Source organism: Mycoplana rhizolycopersici (genome assembly GCF_013378445.1).
In the GTDB taxonomy this organism is placed as follows: Bacteria; Pseudomonadota; Alphaproteobacteria; order Rhizobiales; family Rhizobiaceae; genus Mycoplana; species Mycoplana rhizolycopersici.
The window spans coordinates 415716-437640 of sequence record NZ_JABXYK010000002.1 but is presented as its reverse complement, the minus strand read 5'-3'; the positions used below and the strand labels follow the sequence as shown (position 1 = coordinate 437640).

Annotated in this window: 16 protein-coding genes; 6 read left to right on the top strand and 10 right to left on the bottom strand. The window is 63.7% G+C overall.

The window, feature by feature from the left end; genetic code table 11:
• Window positions 1–53 precede the first annotated feature (53 nt).
• Window positions 54–506 carry a hypothetical protein gene (locus tag HV823_RS04640; RefSeq protein WP_176948554.1) on the bottom strand — a complete coding sequence of 151 codons (453 nt, stop codon included), beginning with the start codon at window positions 504–506 and terminating at the stop codon, window positions 54–56.
• Between the two features lie 401 nt (window positions 507–907).
• Here HV823_RS04640 and HV823_RS04635 point away from each other — a divergent pair, with 401 nt between their 5' ends.
• Window positions 908–1486: an exopolysaccharide biosynthesis protein gene (locus tag HV823_RS04635; protein WP_210270707.1), complete on the top strand. Its 579-nt coding sequence runs from the start codon at window positions 908–910 to the stop codon at window positions 1484–1486.
• Between the two features lie 37 nt (window positions 1487–1523).
• On the opposite strand, the gene HV823_RS04630 is transcribed toward HV823_RS04635, so the two are convergent.
• Together HV823_RS04630 and HV823_RS04625 are read right to left on the bottom strand one after the other, a co-directional pair.
• Entirely contained in the window at window positions 1524–5141 is a 3618-nt protein-coding gene (locus HV823_RS04630) for an ATP-binding protein (protein ID WP_176948552.1), read from the bottom strand.
• Entirely contained in the window at window positions 5141–6418 is a 1278-nt protein-coding gene (locus HV823_RS04625) for a DNA repair exonuclease (RefSeq protein ID WP_176948551.1), read from the bottom strand. Before HV823_RS04625 ends, HV823_RS04630 begins: the two co-directional genes overlap by 1 nt.
• Window positions 6419–6606: 188 nt before the next feature.
• Between HV823_RS04625 and HV823_RS04620 the strand changes: the two genes are divergently transcribed.
• On the top strand, window positions 6607–7092 hold the full coding sequence (locus tag HV823_RS04620; protein WP_176948550.1) for a MarR family winged helix-turn-helix transcriptional regulator: 486 nt from the start codon (window positions 6607–6609) through the stop codon (window positions 7090–7092).
• A gap of 92 nt (window positions 7093–7184) precedes the next feature.
• Here the strand turns inward: HV823_RS04620 and HV823_RS04615 are convergent, their stop codons facing one another.
• From HV823_RS04615 to HV823_RS04595, 5 genes are all read right to left on the bottom strand, one after another.
• A complete protein-coding gene (locus tag HV823_RS04615) occupies window positions 7185–9377 on the bottom strand; it encodes an esterase-like activity of phytase family protein (RefSeq protein ID WP_176948549.1) in 2193 nt (730 codons plus the stop codon).
• Window positions 9378–9541: 164 nt separating this feature from the next.
• Entirely contained in the window at window positions 9542–9817 is a 276-nt protein-coding gene (hupB, locus tag HV823_RS04610; RefSeq protein WP_097138904.1) for a DNA-binding protein HupB, read from the bottom strand.
• Window positions 9818–10025: 208 nt separating this feature from the next.
• Window positions 10026–12452: an endopeptidase La gene (gene lon, locus HV823_RS04605; RefSeq protein WP_176948548.1), complete on the bottom strand. Its 2427-nt coding sequence runs from the start codon at window positions 12450–12452 to the stop codon at window positions 10026–10028.
• 492 nt (window positions 12453–12944) lie between these two features.
• Window positions 12945–14222 (bottom strand): ATP-dependent Clp protease ATP-binding subunit ClpX, encoded by a 1278-nt coding sequence (gene clpX, locus HV823_RS04600; RefSeq protein ID WP_176948547.1) that lies wholly within the window; start codon window positions 14220–14222, stop codon window positions 12945–12947.
• 286 nt (window positions 14223–14508) lie between these two features.
• Entirely contained in the window at window positions 14509–15141 is a 633-nt protein-coding gene (locus tag HV823_RS04595; protein ID WP_176948546.1) for an ATP-dependent Clp protease proteolytic subunit, read from the bottom strand.
• 305 nt (window positions 15142–15446) lie between these two features.
• Here HV823_RS04595 and ggt point away from each other — a divergent pair, with 305 nt between their 5' ends.
• Complete coding sequence (gene ggt / locus HV823_RS04590) at window positions 15447–17201, top strand: gamma-glutamyltransferase (RefSeq protein WP_176948545.1); 1755 nt, start codon at window positions 15447–15449, stop codon at window positions 17199–17201.
• A gap of 104 nt (window positions 17202–17305) precedes the next feature.
• Here ggt and HV823_RS04585 read toward each other — a convergent pair whose 3' ends face one another.
• A complete protein-coding gene (locus HV823_RS04585) occupies window positions 17306–18118 on the bottom strand; it encodes a hypothetical protein (protein WP_176948544.1) in 813 nt (270 codons plus the stop codon).
• Window positions 18119–18229: 111 nt separating this feature from the next.
• On the opposite strand from HV823_RS04585, the gene HV823_RS04580 reads away from it, so the two are divergent.
• Window positions 18230–19477, top strand: a complete 1248-nt coding sequence (locus HV823_RS04580; RefSeq protein ID WP_176948543.1) for a cytochrome P450 — start codon at window positions 18230–18232, stop codon at window positions 19475–19477.
• A 28-nt stretch (window positions 19478–19505) separates the two neighbouring features.
• On the opposite strand, the gene HV823_RS04575 is transcribed toward HV823_RS04580, so the two are convergent.
• Entirely contained in the window at window positions 19506–19850 is a 345-nt protein-coding gene (locus HV823_RS04575; protein ID WP_176948542.1) for a cupin domain-containing protein, read from the bottom strand.
• Window positions 19851–20251: 401 nt separating this feature from the next.
• Here HV823_RS04575 and HV823_RS04570 point away from each other — a divergent pair, with 401 nt between their 5' ends.
• Window positions 20252–20593 (top strand): ArsR/SmtB family transcription factor, encoded by a 342-nt coding sequence (locus tag HV823_RS04570; RefSeq protein WP_176948541.1) that lies wholly within the window; start codon window positions 20252–20254, stop codon window positions 20591–20593.
• Between the two features lie 19 nt (window positions 20594–20612).
• Complete coding sequence (gene arsK, locus HV823_RS04565) at window positions 20613–21812, top strand: arsenite efflux MFS transporter ArsK (RefSeq protein WP_176948540.1); 1200 nt, start codon at window positions 20613–20615, stop codon at window positions 21810–21812.
• Window positions 21813–21925: the final 113 nt, after the last annotated feature.

Below are 21925 nucleotides of genomic sequence, written 5' to 3'. Positions count from 1 at the left end.
CGGTAACTGATGGAAAAATCGGCGCGCGCGCCGAAGCCGGCCTCAGAAGGCCGTCACAGGATCAGGGCTGGAGGCGCCCTGCCCTCGAACTGATGCCGCGGCGTGCCTGCCGGCACCGGACCGACGCGCGCCAGCACCTTGGCTTCTCCGGTCTTCGATAGACCGATGCCCGGGGCGTCCGTGGCCAGAAGGGCGACATCAGGGAAAGGATCCCCGCCAGTACCCGTCGGCTTCACCTTGAAGACGCGCCGATCCGTGCTGCTGCCGGCCATGTGCCAGTTGTCGCCGCTGCTCGTTCCGCCGCCGGCCGAACGCGGCAGCGGCGCGTTGCGTTGCGCCAGCTTTTCGGCTGCCGAGCGCGAAACGGACGGATCGGCCGATGACCGGAAGGAGATCTTGCGTTCCAGCGTGACGAACTGGCCGACGACGAGGGCAAGCATGAGGAGCAACGCACCGAGGAAACCCCGCTGCCGTTCCGTCACGCCGCTGTACTGCCCATTGGTCATGCCGTTCGCCCGTTGCCGCTTCGGTTCGGACCGAAGCACCGTGCCAAGAACCATCGGCGGTCCGTCAAGTCAACCCCGGCGCCTATCTCCGAGAGACGAAGGACCATGTTTCGGCCATCTGCATGTCGACAGCCATGCGGACAACACAAACGCCTGCGACAGAATCGCGCCACAGCCGGAGAAACGCAACTGTGATTTTGCGATTTGCGGAACAGGCCCCATATGCGGACCTCCGCAATCGACCGCCATCAGCCGTTACATTGCGGTCACTTCGCCGGCGTAACCTCGCAGCCGGCGCTGCCAGTACAAGGGTACCGATGATCGACGAAACGCCCGGAGACGAGTTCTCGAACGAGGCAGCAGGGGCCTCCGAACCGCCACGACGCCGTTTCTCGACCATCCTGAGCGAGCTTGCCGACGACACTGCACGCGAGAGGATATCCGTTGGCGACATCCTCGCCGCCATGGGCGATCGCGCCTTCGGCGCATTGATGCTGATCTTTGCGCTGCCGAACATCCTGCCGACGCCGCCCGGCACCTCGGCCATTCTCGGTGCTCCGCTGGTCGTGCTGACCGCGCAGATGACGGTCGGCCTGAAGCCCTGGCTGCCGCAAGTGATCTCCAACCGGTCGATGCTGACGAAGGACTTCGCAGCGATCGTCGGGCGGCTCCAGCCCTGGCTGCAGCGCGCCGAGCGCCTGCTTCGCCCGAGAATGAGCTATTTGACGACACCGCCCGCCGAGTATTTCGTCGGCGCGGTCTGTCTTGTGCTTGCGGTGATCCTCTTCCTGCCGATGCCGCTCGGCAACATCCTGCCGGCGCTGGCGATTTCGCTTGCCGCCTTCGGCATTCTGGAGCGCGACGGGGCGTGGGTGATCGCGGGCCTCATCTTCGCGGTCGTCGCGATCATCGTCGTGGGCGGCGCGATCGTTGCCGCAACCCTGGCGTTCCTGCTGCTCCTGCGGCAATTCATGCTCTGAGACGAGACGACGCCGACATGAACGCGAAGCGGCGAGTTCAAAGCTCGTGTATGACGACGTCCGGGCAAGCCTCACGGGCAATGTCGCGCAGATGCTGGTGGTGCGTGAGGTAGATCACCTGCCCCACCTTCGACATCTCCGCCATCAGACGGAAGGTGTTAAGCGACCGGCCGTCGTCGAAGGTCTCCATGATATCGTCGGCCACGAAGGGCAGGATCTCGCGATTGGCGGCGATCTCGTGATAGCCGGCGACACGCAGCGCCAGATAGAGCTGGAAGCGCGTCCCCTTGGAAAGCTCGCGCGCAAGCTTTGTGCCTCCGGCGGCTGCCGTCGCCACCAGAATTTCGTGATCCTTCTCCACGACGGTGGCGAGACCTGCATATTCCCCGCCGCTGATCGTGCGGAACGCGTCCGAGGCATGGCGCATCATCGCGCTGCGATGACGTTCGCGGTAGAGCCGCAGCGCGGCTTCGGCCGCAAGGATACCGGCGCGGCTTGCAAGGTAGCCCTTGGCTCTTTCTGCGAGGTCCTCAAGGAGTGTGCGGCGCTGTTCTTCCAGCATGGCCGCCGTGCCGTCGGCACCGATCGCGGCCAGCTGCTCATTCGCCTTGATCCTTGCGGCATGCGCCTCGCTAACCTCTGCATCCCTGTCCTCGTGGACGGCGCGCAGGCGATCCTTCTCGGCAAGGAGTTCAGCTTCGTCGGTGGCGATCAACGCCGCTTCGGCTTCCTCCGCGCTTCCCGCCAGCATCTGTCGGGCGAGATCGTGGGCGGTATCGTCGACGCGCTGCCTCAGTTCCTCGCGCTCCCTGTAGCGCTCCAGTGCAAACGAGGCCTCCGAAAGCGTCTCGCAACCGAGCGCGCCGCAGATATCGCGCGTACGCTGGTCATGGATCGCGCTTCGGTCCTCCACGGCCGCATGCTCCTTCTCCAGCCGCTCGAGCTCGGCATCGAGGGCCTTGCGGCGCGCCTGCATGTCCCGGGCGCGCTGGAGGCGATCGGAAAGCGCCTTGACCGTGCCGAGCGGATCGGCGGCCGGCTCGTCACCGGCCCGCGCCGCCAGATCGGTTGCACGGCGGCGATAGTCCGCCTCGTCGCGGCGCATGCCGTCGATGCGGCGGTCGAGATCGCGGCGCGCCTCCACCAGGCGCGAGAGCGCATGAATGAGCGGGAGGCGCTCGCCCGCGCGTGCGGCATCACCCTTGATGCCCGCCGCGGAAAGCCAGGTGTCCTCGCAGGCGGCGTCCCATGCCGCGCGCCAGTCCTCGACCGCAGCCTGCGCCACCCTCAGGGCCGCCGTGCGCTCCGCAAGACGCTGCTTCGCCGATCGATGTGCCTCGGCGGCCGCCTGCCTACGGGCGGTGCTGTCGGCAAGCGCATCGGCGCGTTCCTGCGCGAGATCGAGAAGCTCGTCCAGCACTGCCGTTGAGACCGCATCAGGCTCACGCACCCCGAGCGCGGCGGCAAGGCGATGCGCAAGCACCCTTGCCTCCCGCTCGGCGAGCTCGAAACCCGCCTCCCGCTCGGACGCGAGTTCGGCATCCGCCAGAGCAACGGCGCGGCGTTCAAGCCAGCGTTCGATCCTCTCCAGTTCACCAAGAGCGGTTTCCAGCGCACCGGCGACGGCATCCGGTTCCTCATCGACACTGTCTTCCGATCGGGAGACGGCGGCGGCACCGAGCGATGCGGTGGCAAGCCTGCCCGCACGGTTGCCCGCCGATGCTCCCCGGGTCAGATGTGTAACTGCGACCGGCAGGCCGCAGCGCGATATGATCGCTTCGGTCCGCGCAATTGCCGCGAAACCGTCGCTGGCGACGCGCCTAAGTTCGTCCTGCAGTGCTTCCAGCCGCGCCTCGCCCTCGGCAATCGTCTTTTCGGCCAGCCGCATCTCCGAAAGCCTGCCGGCCTGCGCCAGGCGTTGCGCGGCGGCGCGATCATCGTCCAGCATCACCGTCTCGAAGTGATGGGCCGAGGTCGCATCCAGGGCTGCACGATGCGCCCGCCAGGCCGCGTCGCGCCGCGCGCGCAAAACCATGGCATCCTCATCGCCGATCAGCGGCTCCGAGCGGCGCATGCGCTCCAGGCCCGCGCGTCGGCCGGACTGATCCCGCTCGGTCAAACGGATCTGCTCGTCAATCTGGGCGACCGTTTCGATATGGCGGCGGATCGCCTGCCGCAGGGTATCGATCATCTCGCGCCCCGGTACGTCGAGCGCGCGCAATGCCTCCAGATCAGCACGCCACGACAGATTGGCAAGCGCGGAAGATGACGCCTGCCTCGCGGCTGCGACGTCGCGTTCGGCCTCGCGCAGGCGCGCGGCATTCTGGCGCCCCAGCCGGATCAGCCTTGTCAGGCCGTCGCGCGCCGCGTCGCCGTCAGGCGCTTCATCGGAAGCGCCGGCATGTTCGGCCTTTTCCTCCGTCACCGCGAGGGCGCGAACTGCCTCCTCTTCCTCCCGCCTTGCCGCCGCGAGCCGTTCGTCGATGCCCGAGCGGGATGCGGCAAGGCTCGACAGCGCCTCCGCGCGATCCGCCGGCAGCATGAGGGAGAGCGTGTCGAGCCCCGAGGGAATGCCGAGCAGGATGCGCTTCTCGGCGATTTCCGCATCGATGCGTTCGCGTTCGCCGATCCGCCCGTCGAGATCGATGCGGGCGGTGCGGTAGCGCGCCTCCAGATCCGAACCCGCGAGATCGACGATATCGGCCTCGAGCAGCAGGACCGGCGGATCCGGAGGAAAGCCTTCCAGAGCCTGTCGCCGCTGTGCAAGCTCGGCAAGGAGGCTTTCGCGGCGGGCGGCCAATTCGGCCTCCTGCAGCATCAGCTGATTGACGGCCGCCGTCCACTCCCGCGGCGGCGTTTCTCCAAGATCGTAGGCATCCAGCTGGGCGCGAAAGGCGCGAAGCCGGTGCAGCAGCGGCATCGCGGCCAGCTTGCGCTCAATCTCGTCGAGCTGCCGCCTGGCCTCGCCGCGCTTTTGAAACGCATCGTCATAGGCTGCGGTGGAGGCTTCCAGCTGGCGGGTCAGGGCGCCGTATTCCCGCGCGGCGACATCGACGTGCCTGCGCTTTTCCTTGAGTTCCTCGATTTCCGCCTTCATCGCCGAAAGCCGGTGCTTGCGGCCCTGCGGCCGGAAAAAGGCGTCGGCCTCGGCCTTCAGGCGTTCCAGCCCCGCGCCGACGCCCGAAAGGCCGGAACTTGCCGAGAAGAGCAGCGCCCCCAGTTCGCCCTCGCTCTTGAGGATGCTTTCGCCACCCCGCTCGATGCTGTCGTCATCGAGCGAGAACATCAGCTGGTAGGCCTGACGGTCCATGCCCCCCAGCGCCGCGGCGAAGAGCGCGTCCGGCAAGGGCCTGTCATCCGCGGCGACGAGCGAGCCCTGCCGCCGCTTCAGCCGCGCCACCTCGTGGCGTTCCGTGCCGATCGTGAGGTCGCCGCCGACCCGCATCGTCGGATAGGGATGAAGGAAGCCGTAGGCGCTTTGCGTCTCGATGCCGAAGAGAAGATCGAGATAGGCGGAAAACAGCGTCGACTTGCCGGCCTCGTTCGGTCCGTAGACCAGGTGAAAATCGGATATCCCCGGTCGCGCCGGGCCGAAGTCCAGGCTCTTGTCGGTAAACTTGCCATAGCGGGCAAGATCGAGGCGGTTCAGGCGCATCAGGCGGTTTCCCCATCGCCGCCGGACGCCAGCTTCGGCAGGATCTCGGCCGCACCGCGCGCCGAGACGAGTGCCAGCAGCGCCTCTTCCCCTTCCTCGTCCGCCCCCAAGAGGTCGCGCACCTCCCGCGGCAGCTGCGCCATCAGGCCGGTCAGCGTCTCGCGCAACTCTGTCCTGTAAGCGTGCGTGGGAAGGATATCGCGCTCGATGATCGCCCCGAGTTCGGCAAGCGCGCCGACGTCCTCGCCGGATCGCTCTTCAATAGCGCGGCCTACGGCAAGCTCCACGGATTCGATCCAGCAGCCGCCGATACCGTCTGCGACCGCCTGCAATTCCGCCGCCAGCAGGTCCTGATCGCGCTGCAGGCGCCAGGCGAGCGGCGTCGTACCGGCAAGGGTCAGGCGGCAGACGAGGTGGTCCGCATGCACATCGTGCTTTGCCTGCGCCAGTTGCTGGCGCACCGCCCGCAACATGGCCTGCCATTCTTCGATACCGGCAATGTCCACCGTCACGCGCTCGAAGGCGGCGATCGCCAGAAAGCGCTCATCGAGAGAAAACGTGCCCTCCTCGTCTATCGTGACGAGGGTGACGGATTTCGAGCCGGCCTCGTTGATGTCACGTCCCTGCGGAATGCCTGGCATGACGACAAATGGTCGTTCCATATGGACGGCCCGCTGGTGGATATGCCCGAGTGCCCAGTAGTCGAAGCCGTGCGCCGCAAGGTCGGCGATGCTGGCGGGCGCATAGTTGTCGTGGCGGGCGGAACCGGCAAGGCTCGTATGCATCAGGCCGATATTGATCGCATCCGCGACCGGCGCGCGATAGGACGGCAGCAGGCTTGCGGGAGCGTGCGGCTGGCCGAAGCTGATACCGTGCATGTGGACCTCGCGGCCGTTCGCAAGCATGCCTGCCTTCACGGGCCGCCCTCGCCCATCGAAGACATGGACATTGTCCGGAAACGTCAGCTCCCGGGTGATTTGCGACTGGGCATCGTGATTGCCACGGATGATGAAGACGCGAATGCCCGCAGCCTGCAGCCGCCGCATCTGCGCGACGAGGAAAAGGGCTGTGGACATCGATGTCTGCGCACCGTCATAGAGATCGCCGGCGACGACGAGGGCATCAGCCTCCTCGCTGATGGCAAGGTCGACGATCCGTTCAAGCGTCCGCCGCGTCGCCCCCCGCACAAGCTCGGCCAGTTCGGCGTTGCGCAAGGCGAGCGAAGCGATCGGCGAATCCAGATGCAGGTCGGCGGTGTGCACGAAACGAAAGGGCATGACCGACCTTCCCGCAGGCATTGGCCGATGGTCAATGGCCTGCCGGAACAGTCACCAGCTTATTCACGCCCGAATATTGCAACACGCCGAGTCGCGATCTGAACCATTGTTCAATAAATCGATCCATTCTTCACGAAAGGCGCTTCAATTCTTTTGACATGGTCCCTCACTATATATACAGTGTCGCCATGACAGATACGCTGGAAATCTCGCAGGGAATGTTCAAGCTCTACCATCAGGTCAGCCGCCTGGTGAACGAATGCATGATGGATGAAGGCGTATCACTTGCGCGCAGCAAGTTTCTCTTCCTTCTCTCCTGCGAAGGCCCGCAGCGTTCCACCGATATCGCGGCTGCGCTGGGCTTTGCGCCGCGCACCGTGACAGAGGCGATCGACGGGCTGGAGCGGGACAAGCTGGTGGTGAGGGAGCCCGATCCGAAAGACCGGCGCGCGAAGATCGTGTCGATCACAGAGACGGGACGCACCGTGATGAACGCGGCGCTGGAACCCAAGCAGAAGATCATCCACTGCATCTTCGACGTTCTCAACGAGGATCAGAAAAGTCAGCTCGCCGAGATTCTCGAGTGTCTCAGCGCCCGGACGGTGGAACTGCAGCGCGAACGCGACGAGACGGCGAGCCAGATCCTCGAGCCACGTGTAGCCACAAACCCCTGATTGAATAAGCCACGACATCGGCAGACTCCAAATGCGAAGAGGCCGGAAGCGATGCTTCCGGCCTCTTGCCTATTCAACCCTGCAGGAGTTGATCACATCGCATTGACCGGGCCGACACCGAAGAACAGTGTCTCGCCGGACGAGCCATCCACCCCGTCATTGTCGGTCACGACATAGCCATTACCAGCCGCGTCGATGGTGAAGCCTTCGACCTTGTCGACGACATAACCGTTGAGCGCCTTCAGATCAGGAATGAGGTCGCGCACCTCTTCCTTCTTCACCACGGGCAATTCGCCGCCGAGCTTGGCCGGCTTGAGATCGGCCAGGGCGACGCGGTAAAGCTTCTTCAGCTTCGCATCCTTGCCGACCAGGTTGTCCCGCTCGATGACATAGGCATAGTCGCCGTTCACGGTGATTTCCGAGAGGCCGACCCAGCCGCCATCGGCCTTCTCCAGCGGATAGCGGACGGCGCCCCATTCCTCGGTCGAAGGCTTGTAGGAAACGAGCTTCACGGAGCCCTTCTCGTCGTCCTTCCACTCGCGCTGCACCGCCATCCAGAGAACCATGTCGTCGCCTTCGCCGACGGTGGTGACACCCTCGAAGCCAAAACGGGTTTCGCCGGCGCGAAGTTCGGCCGGAATGGCGATCTCCTTCTTGATCTCGCCCTTCTTGTTCACGTTGATGATGGCATGCGCATAAAGCTTGTCGGCATTGCCCTCGGAGGCGAGCCAGAAGCCGCCCTCTCCGTCATTGGCAATACCTTCGAGGTCCAGCTTCTGGGCCGGCGCACCGTCGCGGGTGATCGTCAGCTTCTCGGTGATGAGTGCCGGTGTCTGCGTGGCGTCGATCGTGAAGATTGCCGGATCGGACGAATAGAACGAGTCGCTGACGGCAAAGAGCTTGCCCGGCTCGTCCTTCGCGGCGGCAAGGCCCGACAGCGCGCCGAAGCCGACCGGCAGCCCGTCCTTGTCAGCGGAGCGGATCTGCGGATAGGCGGCGGTACCTTCGCCGCGCTCATAGATCATGACGTGAGAGCGGGGGCCACCGTCCTCGCCCAGATCGGTCTCGTTCGCCGTCACGAACAGGTTGCGGCCGGGAATGGCGACAGCGCCTTCCGGGCCGACGCCGGACGGCAGCAGTTGCAGCAGTTCCGGCTCGCCGCCGGTATCCTTGTAGACGCCGACGATCGAGGCCCGCTCCGACAGGACGAAGAACAGGTTATCGTCGCCGAACTTCGCTGCTTCCAGGCCTTCCGGCTCGACGCCCTTGGAGTTGCGCTTGTCGGGATAGTGGCCGATGGAGGCGATCGCATACTCCAAGGACGGGCCACTTTCGTAGAGCATCTTGCCGGTCTGGTCGAAGATGGTGAAGCCGCGGCTGCCGCCTTCCCAGTCGCCCTCATTGGCAATCACGAGGCGATCATCGTCGAGCCACTTGACCGCGTCGGGCTCGCGCTTCTGTGCATCCTTCTTGCCGGTGAAGGCGATTGCGCCGTCCTTCTTCGTGTCGATGTTCTTCAGATCGACCGTGCCGGCGGAGAAATGCGACTTCACCGTGCCGGACTTGCCGTCGACGATCACGATATGGTTGTTTTCCTGCAGCGTGACGACGATCTCGTCGCGGCTGTTGAAGGAGACGAATTCGGGCTCCGGGTCCTCCGGCGCGATTTCGGTCAGGCCGGTCAGCGCGACATGCTTGATCGAGGCGCAGTCGGGAGCACCGTCCTTCAGCGACACGATCACCAGTTCGCCGGCCGGCATCTGCGGCAGGGCACCGTCGTTGACATCCTCGTCGCGCTCGTTCTCGATGGCGATGGCGGCAAGCGTCGCGTCCTTGTTGATGGCGATGGAGTCCGGCTGACCGCCGAGATCGCAGCTCGCGTCGATCTTCCTGCCGGCGATATCGACGGTTGCCAGAATGCCGGACGGCTTGACGTAGCTCTCGCGTGTATTGACGGCGACCAGCGCCTTGCCACCGACGATGGCAACGGAGGTCGGCTCGCCCTCGAACGAAACCGTACCGCCGGCCTTCGGCGCACGGGCATCGGTGATGTCGATGAAGCCGATCGCCTTCAGCGGGCTGTCGGAATAGACGAGCGTGTTTCCGTCGGCCGTGGCAGCGATGATCTCGGACGACGTCGGCGCCTTCCGGTCAACGCCGTCGGGGAGATTGTCAGCCACGGCGAAGGAAGCAATGCGATTGAAGACTTGCTCGGCATGGGCGGCAGGCGCCACCGATGCAGCGAGCGCGGCGGCGAGGCCGGCTATGAGAGAATGCGATTTCATCTGAACCTCCGAAGTGTGCGTCAACGAATTCCGGGGTTCTGATGGCTCACCGTTACAGCGCGATGACGATCGGATGACAGATTGACGACGGTCCGCAGCAAAGAAAAAGGGCCCGGAAAACCGGGCCCCATTACGCCGACCGAAATCGGAACTAGCTTGCGCAATCAGCCGTTGACGGCGTCCTTCAGACCCTTGCCGGCCGAGAACTTCGGCACGTTGCGCGCCGGAATGTCGATCTCTGCGCCGGTCGAAAGGTTACGGCCCTTCGAAGCTTCGCGACGCGATACGGAAAAATTGCCAAAACCGACGAGGCGAACGTCACCGCCGCTCTTCAGTTCGCCCTGGATCGTCTCGAATACAGCATCGACAGCCGATGCGGCATCCGTCTTCGACAGGCCGGACTTCTCAGCTACTGCGGAGACCAGTTCGTTCTTGTTCATGTTTCCACCCCTTTCATACGGTTCGAAACGACTCATACCAAGTCGAGGGCAGAATACGCATCGACCTTCCCGCCGCAACCGGATTTCACCGGCAAACGCTGAAATTCCGGGCTTTTCACAGGCTTTTACATGAAAAAGGCCGGCATCGCTGCCGGCCTTCCGCTTCATTTAGCTGCGAGAAGACGAATCTCCCGCGCTGGCTCCAACGTCAATGAGCGACGGCGGAACCGGCGTCGTCGGTCGATTCGACCGGTGCGACCGCCTTCGTATCGGCGGTCGTCGGATCCCATTCGATCGGCTCCGGCTTGCGAACGAGGGCGTGTTCGATCACCTCGCCCATCCGCGAGACCGGAATGATCTCCATGTTGTTCTTCACGTTGTCCGGAATCTCCGCCAGATCCTTGGCGTTTTCTTCCGGGATCAGCACCTTCTTGATGCCGCCGCGAAGGGCCGCGAGCAGCTTTTCCTTCAGGCCGCCGATCGGCAGCACCCGGCCGCGCAGCGTTACCTCGCCCGTCATCGCCACATCCTTCGAGACCGGGATGCCGGTCATGATGGAGACGATGGCGGTTGCCATGGCTATACCGGCCGACGGACCGTCCTTCGGCGTCGCACCTTCCGGCACGTGCACGTGGATGTCGGTCTTGTCGAAGCGCGGCGGCTCGATGCCGAAATCGATGGCGCGCGAGCGAACATAGGATGCCGCCGCCGAAATCGATTCCTTCATGACGTCCTTCAGGTTGCCCGTGACCGTCATGCGGCCCTTGCCACCCGGCAGGCTCACGCCTTCGATCGTCAGCAGTTCGCCGCCGACCTCGGTCCAGGCAAGCCCAGTGACCACGCCGACCTGGTCGTCGCGTTCGGCCTCGCCGTGACGGAAGCGCGGTACACCCAGGAAATCGTGGATGTTGTCCGCCGTCACCTCGACCTTGGTCGTCTTGCCCTTGATGATCTCGGTGACCGCCTTGCGGGCGAGCTTCATCAATTCGCGCTCGAAGTTACGGACACCGGCCTCGCGGGTGTACTGCTGGATCACCGCCATCAGCGCGCCGTCGGTAACGGAGAATTCCTTCTCCTGCAGCGCATGATCGCGGATCGCCTTCGGCAGAAGGTGACGCTTGGCGATCTCCCGTTTCTCGTCTTCAGTATAGCCGGCGATACGGATGACTTCCATGCGGTCCATTAGCGGCGCAGGGATGTTCAGCGTATTCGCCGTCGTCACGAACATCACGTTCGACAGGTCGTATTCGACCTCGAGGTAATGGTCCATGAAGGTCGAGTTCTGTTCCGGATCGAGCACCTCGAGCAGGGCCGAAGACGGATCGCCACGGAAATCCATGCCCATCTTGTCGATCTCGTCGAGCAGGAAGAGCGGGTTGGACTTCTTCGCCTTCTTCATCGACTGGATGACCTTGCCGGGCATCGAGCCGATGTAGGTGCGGCGGTGACCGCGGATCTCGGCCTCGTCACGCACGCCGCCGAGCGCCATGCGGATATATTCGCGGCCGGTTGCCTTGGCGATCGACTTGGCGAGCGAGGTCTTGCCGACGCCCGGAGGACCGACGAGGCACAGGATTGGCCCCTTGATCTTGGTCGAACGGGCCTGCACGGCGAGATATTCGACGATGCGTTCCTTGACCTTGTCGAGACCGAAATGATCCTCGTCGAGAATCTTTTCCGCGGCGTTGAGGTCGGTCTTGATCTTCGACTTCTTGCCCCACGGAATTCCGGTCAGCCAGTCGAGATAGTTGCGCACGACGGTGGCTTCCGCCGACATCGGGCTCATCTGCCGCAGCTTCTTCAGCTCGGCATCCGCCTTCTCGCGGGCTTCCTTGGAGAGCTTGGCCTTGGCGATCTTCTCTTCCAGTTCGGCCATCTCGTCGCGGCCGTCCTCGCCGTCGCCGAGTTCCTTCTGGATCGCCTTCATCTGTTCGTTCAGATAGTACTCGCGCTGGGTCTTCTCCATCTGGCGCTTTACGCGCGAGCGGATGCGCTTTTCGACCTGCAGAACGGAAATCTCGCCTTCCATGAAGCCGAGCGCCTTCTCCAGACGCAGCTTGACGCTGGTCGTCTCGAGCATCTCCTGCTTCTCGGTGATCTTGATCGAAAGGTGCGAGGCAACCGTATCGGCCAGCTTCGAGTAATCCTCGATCTGGCTTGCAGCGCCAACAACTTCCGGCGAGATCTTCTTGTTCAGCTTTACGTAGTTCTCGAACTCGGAGACGACCGAGCGCGACAGCGCCTCGATCTCGACCGGATCCTCTTCGGGTTCCGGCAGCACATGCGCCATCGCCTCGTAGAAGTCCTCGCGGTCGGTGTAGCTTTCGATTTCGGCGCGTGCGCGGCCCTCGACCAGCACCTTCACGGTACCGTCGGGAAGCTTGAGCAGCTGCAATACGTTCGCAACCGTGCCGACCTTGTAGATCGCATCGGGCTCCGGATCGTCGTCACCGGCGTTGATCTGGGTGGCAAGCATGATCTGCTTGTCCGTCCCCATCACCTCTTCCAGCGCGCGGATGGACTTCTCGCGGCCAACGAACAGCGGCACGATCATGTGCGGAAACACCACGATGTCGCGCAGCGGCAGGACCGGGAATGCCATGTTTTCGTTCGCGCCAGACGTTTTCTTCGTCATGTCATGTCCTTTCCAACTTCCCGTTGCCGGGAGCTGATGCCGGAGCGCCCTGTTGCGCCAATCCGGCTAACTTTTCTTCCACCAACAAGTGGACTTCGATCGACTGCTTTTCAAGGCTGCAGCCAGGCCCGATGGATTTCCTCACCCTAGGGAAGTCACGGTAGAACCGGCACCTGTCGCGGGGCTTGCGTCCGCGTCCGCGCACCAGCCTTGGTACGGCAACTTCCTGATATCGTACACATTCGGGCGGCGGTCACAATTGCCAAGGTGTAGCCGGGACGCTTTTCGCGACGGCCGGGAGCGTTGTCCCGGGCGAGACCGGCAATTGCTGCAGCCGTGCCATGCGATAATGCTGCATCTTGCCGGACCGCGTCTTGGACGCCAATCGCGAATAGTCACTACAACCCAAAGACTGCGGTCGAGCGAACGGCTTCAAACCCTTCGCCTTGGCGCAGGCCCGCAAGGTGCGGGCCCACGGTCTTGCGATCGGCATCAGGCCGATACGTTCGCCTTCTCCTCCGAACGATCGGAGTAGATGTAGAGCGGACGGGCGGCACCCTTGACCACCTCGTCGGAGATGACGACCTCGCGCACGCCTTCCAGCGTCGGCAGTTCGAACATGGTATCGAGCAGGATCTTTTCCATGATCGAGCGCAGGCCGCGCGCACCGGTCTTGCGGATGATGGCACGCTTGGCGATCTCGCGCAGCGCGTCCTCGTGGAAGGTCAGTTCTACGTCCTCCATCTCGAACAGGCGCTGGTACTGCTTGACGAGCGCGTTCTTCGGCTCCGAAAGGATCTGGATCAGCGCGTCCTCGTCCAGGTCCTCCAGCGTCGCCAGAACCGGCAGACGGCCGATGAATTCCGGGATCAGGCCGAACTTGACGAGATCCTCCGGCTCCAGCTCGCGCAGCACTTCGCCGACGCGACGGTCTTCCGGCGCACGCACCATCGCGCCGAAGCCGATCGAGGTCTTCTCGCCGCGGGCGGAGATGATCTTGTCGAGACCGGCAAACGCGCCGCCGCAGATGAACAGGATGTTCGTCGTGTCGACCTGCAGGAATTCCTGCTGCGGGTGCTTGCGGCCGCCCTGCGGTGGAACCGAGGCAACCGTGCCTTCCATGATCTTCAGAAGCGCCTGCTGCACGCCCTCGCCCGACACGTCGCGGGTGATCGACGGGTTGTCGGACTTGCGCGAGATCTTGTCGACCTCGTCGATATAGACGATGCCGCGCTGGGCGCGCTCGACGTTGTAGTCGGCAGCCTGCAAAAGCTTCAGGATGATGTTCTCGACGTCCTCACCGACATAGCCGGCTTCGGTCAGCGTCGTGGCGTCGGCCATCGTGAAAGGTACGTCGATGATGCGGGCGAGCGTCTGGGCGAGATAGGTCTTGCCGCAACCGGTCGGACCGACGAGCATGATGTTGGACTTCGCCAGTTCGACGTCGGAGCCCTTTGCCGCATGCGCCAGGCGCTTGTAGTGATTGTGCACGGCGACCGAAAGGATGCGCTTGGCCTGCTGCTGGCCGATGACGTATTCGTCGAGAACCTTGATGATGTCCTGGGGCGTGGGAACGCCGTCGCGGGACTTGACCATCGAGGTCTTGTTCTCCTCGCGGATGATGTCCATGCACAATTCGACGCATTCATCGCAGATGAACACGGTCGGCCCCGCAATCAGCTTGCGGACCTCGTGCTGGCTCTTGCCGCAGAATGAACAATAGAGAGTGTTCTTGGAGTCGCCGCCGTTGCTGCCGCTGACCTTGCTCATATCACTTTCCTTCCGGCACGCCGCACGAACCATCAGGTCGCGCGGACCACTCAACCCGCCCCGCGGTCCGGCTTCCACGCCGGCCCATCCGGGCCCTTCGGGGTACTGACCGGCCGAAACGATCTCTTTCGACCGGTGGCAACGAATCCCCCACCAAACCGACTGTCACGTGGTTCAAGCCCAGCATGACTGGCGGTCATTATTAACGTCTTTGGCGCGCGGATAAAGCCCTTGGACCATTACAATTCCGTCACAACGGAGTTGATCCACCGCCAAAGCCCTCGGATCAGCCGGCCTGCGGCCCTTCGACCGCCTCGCGCGTCGTGATCACCTTGTCGATCAGGCCCCAATCCAGAGCCTCGTCCGAGCTCATGAAATGGTCGCGATCGAGCGTCTGCTCCACCTCTTCATAGGTGCGGCCGCAATGCTTCACATAGACCTCGTTGAGGCGGCGCTTCATCTTGATGATGTCCTTGGCGTGGCGCTCGATGTCCGAGGCCTGGCCCTGGAAGCCGCCCGAGGGCTGGTGCACCATGATGCGCGAATTCGGCGTGGCGAAGCGCATGTCCTTGTGGCCGGCGGCGAGCAACAGCGAGCCCATCGAGGCGGCCTGGCCGATGCACAGCGTCGAAACGGCCGGCTTGATGAACTGCATGGTGTCGTAGATCGCCATGCCGGACGTGACGACGCCACCCGGGGAGTTGATGTAGAGTGCGATCTCCTTCTTCGGGTTTTCGGCCTCGAGGAAGAGAAGCTGTGCGCAGACGAGGGTAGCCATCGAGTCTTCCACCGGCCCGGTCAGGAAGATGATGCGTTCCTTGAGCAGGCGGGAAAAGATGTCGTAGGAGCGCTCGCCGCGGTTGGTCTGTTCGACGACCATGGGCACGAGGCCCAGTGCGGTATCAACGGGATTTCTCATATCCACCCTTTTCAATGTGCCCGAAACCTTTGCGAAGCGCCGGGAATCAACAATTCTTCATATTCCCTACATAGAGTGTCCCAGTGCCCTACTTCAAGACGCACAGGAACTTTGAGCCCGGTCAATGGCAGATTGCAGTTAACCGGCGAAGCAGCGGACCCGATATCCACAACGCAATGGGCCACGAGCGTAAAGGAAGGGTGAAAACCACCTCACCCGCATCGCTTTGCGACCGTCCCCTGCCTGCCGATTGCCAGCCCGGGCGCAGCCAGCCATAGTATTGCGGCCATTTCGAGGGAGGTCCTATGCAAAGGAACCTTTTCGCCTGCGCGCTTGCGGCACTCGTGCTCGCCACGCCCGCATGGTCACAACAGGCCTCGGACGCGACGGCGCCCGAAGCTTCCACCGCGACGTCGACCGCCCGGCTGGTGACGGCAAAATCCTACATGGTGGCGGCCGCAAACCCGATCGCGGCCGCCACCGGCGCCGAGGTTCTCAAGCAGGGCGGCAGCGCCATCGATGCCGCGGTCGTCGTGCAGACGATGCTGGGCCTGGTAGAGCCGCAGTCCTCCGGACTGGGCGGCGGCGCCTTCCTCGTCTACTACGACGCCGGCAGGAAGCGGCTGACCACGCTCGACGGCCGCGAGACCGCACCGCAAATGGCGACGCCGAAGCTGTTCCTGGACAAGGACGGGCAACCGCTGAAGTTCATGGATGCCGTCATCGGCGGGCGTTCGGTCGGCACGCCGGGCACGGTGCGCCTGCTGCAGGAGGCCCACAACCGATGGGGCCGGCAGGACTGGAACCGCCTGCTGGAACCCGCCGCGGCGCTTGCCGATGCCGGTTTCGCCGTATCGCCACGGCTCGCCGCGCTGATCGCCGAGGCGGGCGACGGTCTGAAGAAATACGAGGCAACAAGGAACTACTTCTTCGACACGTCCGGTGCGCCGCTCAAGGCGGGCGCGCTCCTGAAGAACGCGGCCTACGCCGAAACACTGCGGCTGATCGGAGAACGGGGCGCGGACGCCTTCTACACCGGCAGGATCGCCGAGGCGATCGTCGACACGGTACGGATGGCCGCCGGCAATCCGGGCGTACTGGTTCTGAACGATCTGGCCGACTACCGGGTGCGCGAGCGGCAGCCGGTCTGCATCAGCTACCGCGCGCTCGATGTCTGCGGCATGGGGTCGCCGTCTTCCGGCGCCGTCGCGGTCGGCCAGACGCTCGGCATGATCGAGAACTTCGACATCAAGGGGCTCGGACCGGACAATCCGCAGAGCTGGCGGATCATCGGCGATGCGCAGCGGCTCGCGTTTGCCGATCGCGGCCGCTACCTTGCCGACACCGACTTCGTGCCTGCGCCGATCAAGGGGCTGATGGAGAAAGACTACCTCGGCAAGCGCGCAGCGCTACTGGACGGCGACAAGGCGCTTGCCGATGATGCGGTGAAGGCGGGCGAACCGGAATGGGACCACGCGCTCCTGTTCGGCCGCGACAAGGCGCTGGAACTTCCCTCCACCAGCCACTTCGTCATCGTCGACCGCGACGGCAACGTCGTGTCGATGACGACGACGATCGAGAACGGCTTCGGCTCGCGGCTGATGACGAACGGCTTTCTGCTCAACAACGAGCTCACCGACTTCTCCTTCGAGACGCACGACAACGGCGTGCCGATCGCAAACCGCGTCGAGCCCGGCAAGCGGCCACGATCCTCCATGTCACCGACGATCGTGATGAAGGACGGCAAGCCGCTGCTTGCGATCGGCTCGCCGGGTGGCAGCCAGATCATCGGCTACGTCACCCAGGCGCTGATCGCCTATATCGACTGGGGCAAGGACGTCAGCCAGATCGTCGCCATGCCGCACCTTCTCAACCGCTTCGGCACCTTCGAGATCGAGGCCGGGACGCAAGCGGAAAAGCTTGCCGATCCGCTGAAGGCGCTCGGCTACGAGGTGAAGATCGGCGACATGAACTCCGGACTGCAGGCCATCGAGATCACCGCAGACGGGTTGAAGGGCAGTGCCGATCCGCGGCGGGAAGGCGTTGCGATCGGAGAGTGAGGCGCGGTTCGCGAACGGCGATGCAGGCGTAGCAGCGGGGAGCGCCCGCGTGCCGCATCGACGCCGTCTGACAGGCTGGCAGGCTGGCAGGCACGGCACACGCATCACCCATAGATGAAGCCGGTCTTCGTTGCGCCGAGCGGGTCGCCCCATGGGCTTGCAGCGACGTCCCTCAGCGCGCGCCATGCGCCTCGCGCGACCTTCGGATTTGTCCTCCCCTCCTCCAGTTCGAAACGGAAGCTGAATTCCGCGGCGACCGGCATCTTCGGCTCGCCGTCGCGCCACCACAGGATCAACGCACACGGTGCCGTAACAGTATCGGAAAACACGATGCTCAAGCCTTCGAATACGTGTTCCACGATCATGTTGCCGCCGACCGCGAGTACTTCCGTTTCAAGGCTCGGGAGGTTCAAGTCACCGATATCGTCGAACAGAGCCAGGCAATCGCCGAGCGTGCGCAAGTCGTCTGCGCTCTTGACCTTCGCCTGCGCGGAGCGGCTGAACAGCGCCCAGAACGAGGCGCCCATCGCGCCCGGAACCGGTTTCACGTCCTCCTCGAATTTCAGTTCGCCCTTGCCCGATGGCCGGAAATCTTCCGCATCGGCCAGCAGCCTGTCTCCGTGACGGAATTTCAGCGTCGCCGACCAGTCACCCTTGCTCGCGATCGGCCGGCGCAGGCGAAACAACAGCCCCCGTCCGCCGAAGAGATCCAGATCCCTGGTATCGAGAAAGTGAAGGTTTCGTTGCTTGGCCGGATCCGTGGTCTTTGCCGCACCCTGCACCGGCAGTCCGCCCTCCTGGAGAATCTGCGCCAGATCTCGCCAGCACTCCGCGACTGCCGCCGTCGACGTTTCGCCGATCGCGCCGAAGCGACCCGCCTGCAGACCGACCTTGTATTCGCGGGACGTTATCTCCACGGCACCGCCTCATGCAATCCATAGATACACAAACAGGATACGCTCCACCTATAGGTGAGTCAATTCAAGCTGCACTTTTCACCTTCGGCGAAATCGAATAGGTCTGGCCGCATGAGCCAGCATTTCCCATTTTTGTCCATCGACGCCGCCGCCCGGCGCGTCTCTCTCGATGCCCGCGATCCCGCCTTCTATAGCGATCCGAATCCGGTCTATGCGGAGCTGCACGCCCACGCGCCCACCTTCTACTGGGAACAGCAGAAGCAATGGTATTTCACCGGCTACGACCAGGTGAACGCGCTTTTGCGCGACCGCCGCTTCGGCCGGCAGATCCTGCACGTGGTCAGCCGCGAGGAGCTTGGCATGCCCGCACCGCTGCCGCATCTGAAGCATTTCGACGCCGCGGAAGCCTGGTCGCTGCTGGAGATCGAACCGCCGGAGCACACGCGGCTGCGCACGCTCGTCAACCGCGCCTTCGTCTCACGCCAGATCGATCGCCTGCGGCCGGAGATCACCGAACTGACCGACCGGCTGATCGACGGCTTCGAGAAGGACGGACAGGTGGAGTTGCTGTCGGCGCTCGCCGATATCGTGCCGGTGACGATGATCGCGCGGATGATCGGCATTCCCGACGACATGGGGCCGCAACTCCTGAAATGGAGCCACGCCTATGTGCGCATGTACATGTTCGGGCGGACCGAAGCCGACGAGCATGCCGCCGACAAGGCGGCCGCCGAATTCGCCGACTACGTGCGCTCGATCATCGCCGAACGCCGCGCAGAACCCCGCGACGACCTTCTGACCCACATGATCCACACGGAGCACAAGGGGCAGCTGCTGAGCGATGACGAGCTGATCTCGACGACGATCGTGCTCTTGAATGCCGGCCACGAGGCGACCGTGCACCAGATCGGCAACGCCGTGCGCGTGATCCTGGACAGCAGAATCCCGGCCGAGACGATGTTTTCCGACGAGAAGGCGATCGAACGGACGGTGGAGGAATGTCTGCGCATCTGTGCGCCGGTCCACATCTTCCAGCGCTATGCGCTAGACGACATCAATTTCGACGGCCTTTCGTTCAAGCGCGGCGACAAGGTCGCACTGATCCTTGCGGCCGCCAACCTCGACCCGAAGAAGTTCAGCGATCCCCTCGCCTTCCGGCCGGATCGCGACGAAGGCCCGAACCTTTCGTTCGGCGCCGGCATCCACTTCTGCATCGGGGCGCCGCTGGCGCGCCTGGAGCTCAACATCGTCCTGCCGATCCTGTTCAGGCGACTGGCGGGCATGCGGCTTGCCGGGACACCTGTTGTGAAGGACGTCTACCATTTCCACGGGCTGGAGCGCCTGGATCTGGAATGGTGAGAAGACGAGGCTTCTGAAACGCGCTGGCTCAGAGCCGGATCACATAGTCCTTGCGAGTCGTTTCAACGACTTCCCAGGTTCCCTTGAAGCCGGGCCTGAGGACGAGCCGGTCGCCGGCCTTCAGATCAAACACCTCTCCTTCGTCCGAGGTGACGATCGAATGGCCGGAGAGAATGTTGAAATATTCCCACTCGTCATAGACGATCCGCCACCTGCCCGGCGTCGCCTCCCAGACGCCGCAATAGATCCCACCTTCGGCCTCCTCCAGATTCCAGGTGCGAAACTGAGGATCGCCGGAAATCAGGCGATCCTCCGCCGGCCGGCCGATTTCCGGGGCGATGGCTGCGAAGTCGAAACGAAGGGCTTTTGTCATATCCCACCCTGTTGGAAGTTTGCGCCCGCGGGCGCCGCCATTGGTAAGGTTCGGCAGCAACCGCCGCGCCGTGAGATCGCGATGCGCGCCAGGCGCAATTTCCCAGGTCCATCCGCGATCCGCGCAGAGCAGTATCGAATTCGCTGCACGATTCGACAAGCGTCGCCGGACGGGCCTGACATTTTCTGTACCCTGGCACGGGCTGCCTGTGAGACCCCGTCAGGTCCCATCGCGTTGTCACGGATCAGCCCCACAATCGAGCGCGGAGAACTGAGCAGCCTCGACCTCGGTCGAGGAAGGGGCGGACATCCGCGCGAGATGACGGTTTTGTCCAAACGGCACTTGCCATCCTGCCGTTCTGCACCTATCCTTCATTTCAATATTTATAGGATTATTGCAATATGGATGATCATCAGGCCCTCGCTTCCTTCGCCGCGCTATCCCAGGAAACCCGGCTCGCCATCGTAAGGACCCTGGTCGTCGCCGGTCCTGAAGGGCTGGCTGCTGGTGCTATTGCGGAACGCATGGGCGTCTCTCCGTCGAACGTTTCGTTCCACCTCAAGGAACTCGAACGCTCCGGACTCATTTGCCAGCGGCGGGAGTCACGCTCCATCGTCTACAGCGCAAGCTACGACACACTGGCCGACCTCGTGACGTTCCTGATGGAGGATTGCTGCGCGGGACATCCCGGCATCCGGGGCGCGGTCGAGCGATCCGCGGGTTGCTGCCCGAGCGACGCATAGGTGGCCTGAGGAAACCGTGTTGCATACGACCAAGGTTCCGGCGGGAATTGTCTCCGCCCTCGGTGTCACGCAGATCATCGGCTACGGCACCCTCTACTATTCCTTCAGCATCCTGGCGCCCGGCATGGCCAAGGACCTGGGCATCAGCCTGGAGCGGGTCTTCGCCGTCTTCTCCGTCTCGCTGTTCATCGGCGGCCTGTCCGCTCCATTCATCGGCAGGCATATGGACAGGATCGGCGCGGCGACGGTGATGACGCTGGGATCGGCCCTGGCGGCGTTCACCCTCGCGATGTGTGCGTGGTCGCCGTCCGTAGCCCTCTTCGCCCTTGCGATCGTCCTGCTGGAGGTGTCATCCGGGATGGTCCAGTACCAGGCAGCCTTCGCCACGCTGGTCGAAAGCGAACCCCGGACGGCCTCGCGCAGCATCACCTTTCTGACGCTGATCGGCGGCTTTGCCTCCACCATCTTCTGGCCGATCGCCGCGAGCCTGACCGGGTATCTGTCCTGGCGGGAAATCTATCTGGTGTTCGCCGCGCTGAACCTTCTCGTCTGCATGCCATTGCACTACTGGATCATGCGAACCGGAAGGGTCGCTTCCAAGCCGGACGAGACAAGAGGCCGCGAGGTCGTCATCGGCGCTCTCGAGCCGCAGGCGCGCCGGCGCGGCATGCTGCTGGTCTCCTTTGCCTTCGCTCTTTCGGGCTTCACTCTCGCCGCGATCCTTGCCCACATGGTGCCGATGCTGGGCGCGATCGGCCTTGGCAGTGCGGCGGTGGTGATCGGCTCCTTGTTCGGTCCGGCGCAGGTCATGAGCCGCCTGATCAACATGGTCTTCGGAAAGAGCCTGTCTCCGCCCGCGCTTGCGATTGTCTCCGCAGCGCTCATGGTCCTCGGTGCGGTGATACTAGGGTTGTCGGGTGATTGGTTGCCTGGTGCGGTGGCCTTCGCGGTCTGCCTTGGCCTCGGGTCAGGGATCAACAGCATCGCTCAGGGGAGCCTGCCGCTCTATCTCTTCGGGTCCGCTGGCTACGGCGCGATCACGGGCAAGATGGCTGCGGCAAGGTTGGCGACTGGCGCGGCCGCCCCGTTTGCGTTCGCGGCCGCGATGAACCAGTTCGGGCCAACCATTTCGCTTTTCGTCATCGCCGCGCTGGGTACGCTCGGAATCGTGGCGTTCGTCGCGGTCGCCTCATTGGTGCGTCGCGACCGCGTTGCCTGATGATGGAAGAGCGTACAGAAGAGTGCGCGGATCACCGTCATGAAAGCCAAGCCTCCGTGAACACTCCGATCAAATCCACGACGTCACGCAGTCACCTGGCCGGTTTCGGCGGC

Coding starts and splice junctions, on each gene's coding strand:
- clpX (WP_176948547.1), bottom strand. CDS start 14,222: ATGAGCAAGGTCAGCGGCAGCAACGGCGGCGACTCCAAGAACACTCTC.
- HV823_RS04625 (WP_176948551.1), bottom strand. CDS start 6,418: ATGCCCTTTCGTTTCGTGCACACCGCCGACCTGCATCTGGATTCGCCG.
- lon (WP_176948548.1), bottom strand. CDS start 12,452: ATGACGAAGAAAACGTCTGGCGCGAACGAAAACATGGCATTCCCGGTC.
- HV823_RS04615 (WP_176948549.1), bottom strand. CDS start 9,377: ATGAAATCGCATTCTCTCATAGCCGGCCTCGCCGCCGCGCTCGCTGCA.
- ggt (WP_176948545.1), top strand. CDS start 15,447: ATGCAAAGGAACCTTTTCGCCTGCGCGCTTGCGGCACTCGTGCTCGCC.
- HV823_RS04595 (WP_176948546.1), bottom strand. CDS start 15,141: ATGAGAAATCCCGTTGATACCGCACTGGGCCTCGTGCCCATGGTCGTC.
- HV823_RS04640 (WP_176948554.1), bottom strand. CDS start 506: ATGACCAATGGGCAGTACAGCGGCGTGACGGAACGGCAGCGGGGTTTC.
- HV823_RS04575 (WP_176948542.1), bottom strand. CDS start 19,850: ATGACAAAAGCCCTTCGTTTCGACTTCGCAGCCATCGCCCCGGAAATC.
- HV823_RS04580 (WP_176948543.1), top strand. CDS start 18,230: ATGAGCCAGCATTTCCCATTTTTGTCCATCGACGCCGCCGCCCGGCGC.
- hupB (WP_097138904.1), bottom strand. CDS start 9,817: ATGAACAAGAACGAACTGGTCTCCGCAGTAGCTGAGAAGTCCGGCCTG.
- HV823_RS04630 (WP_176948552.1), bottom strand. CDS start 5,141: ATGCGCCTGAACCGCCTCGATCTTGCCCGCTATGGCAAGTTTACCGAC.
- HV823_RS04570 (WP_176948541.1), top strand. CDS start 20,252: ATGGATGATCATCAGGCCCTCGCTTCCTTCGCCGCGCTATCCCAGGAA.
- HV823_RS04620 (WP_176948550.1), top strand. CDS start 6,607: ATGACAGATACGCTGGAAATCTCGCAGGGAATGTTCAAGCTCTACCAT.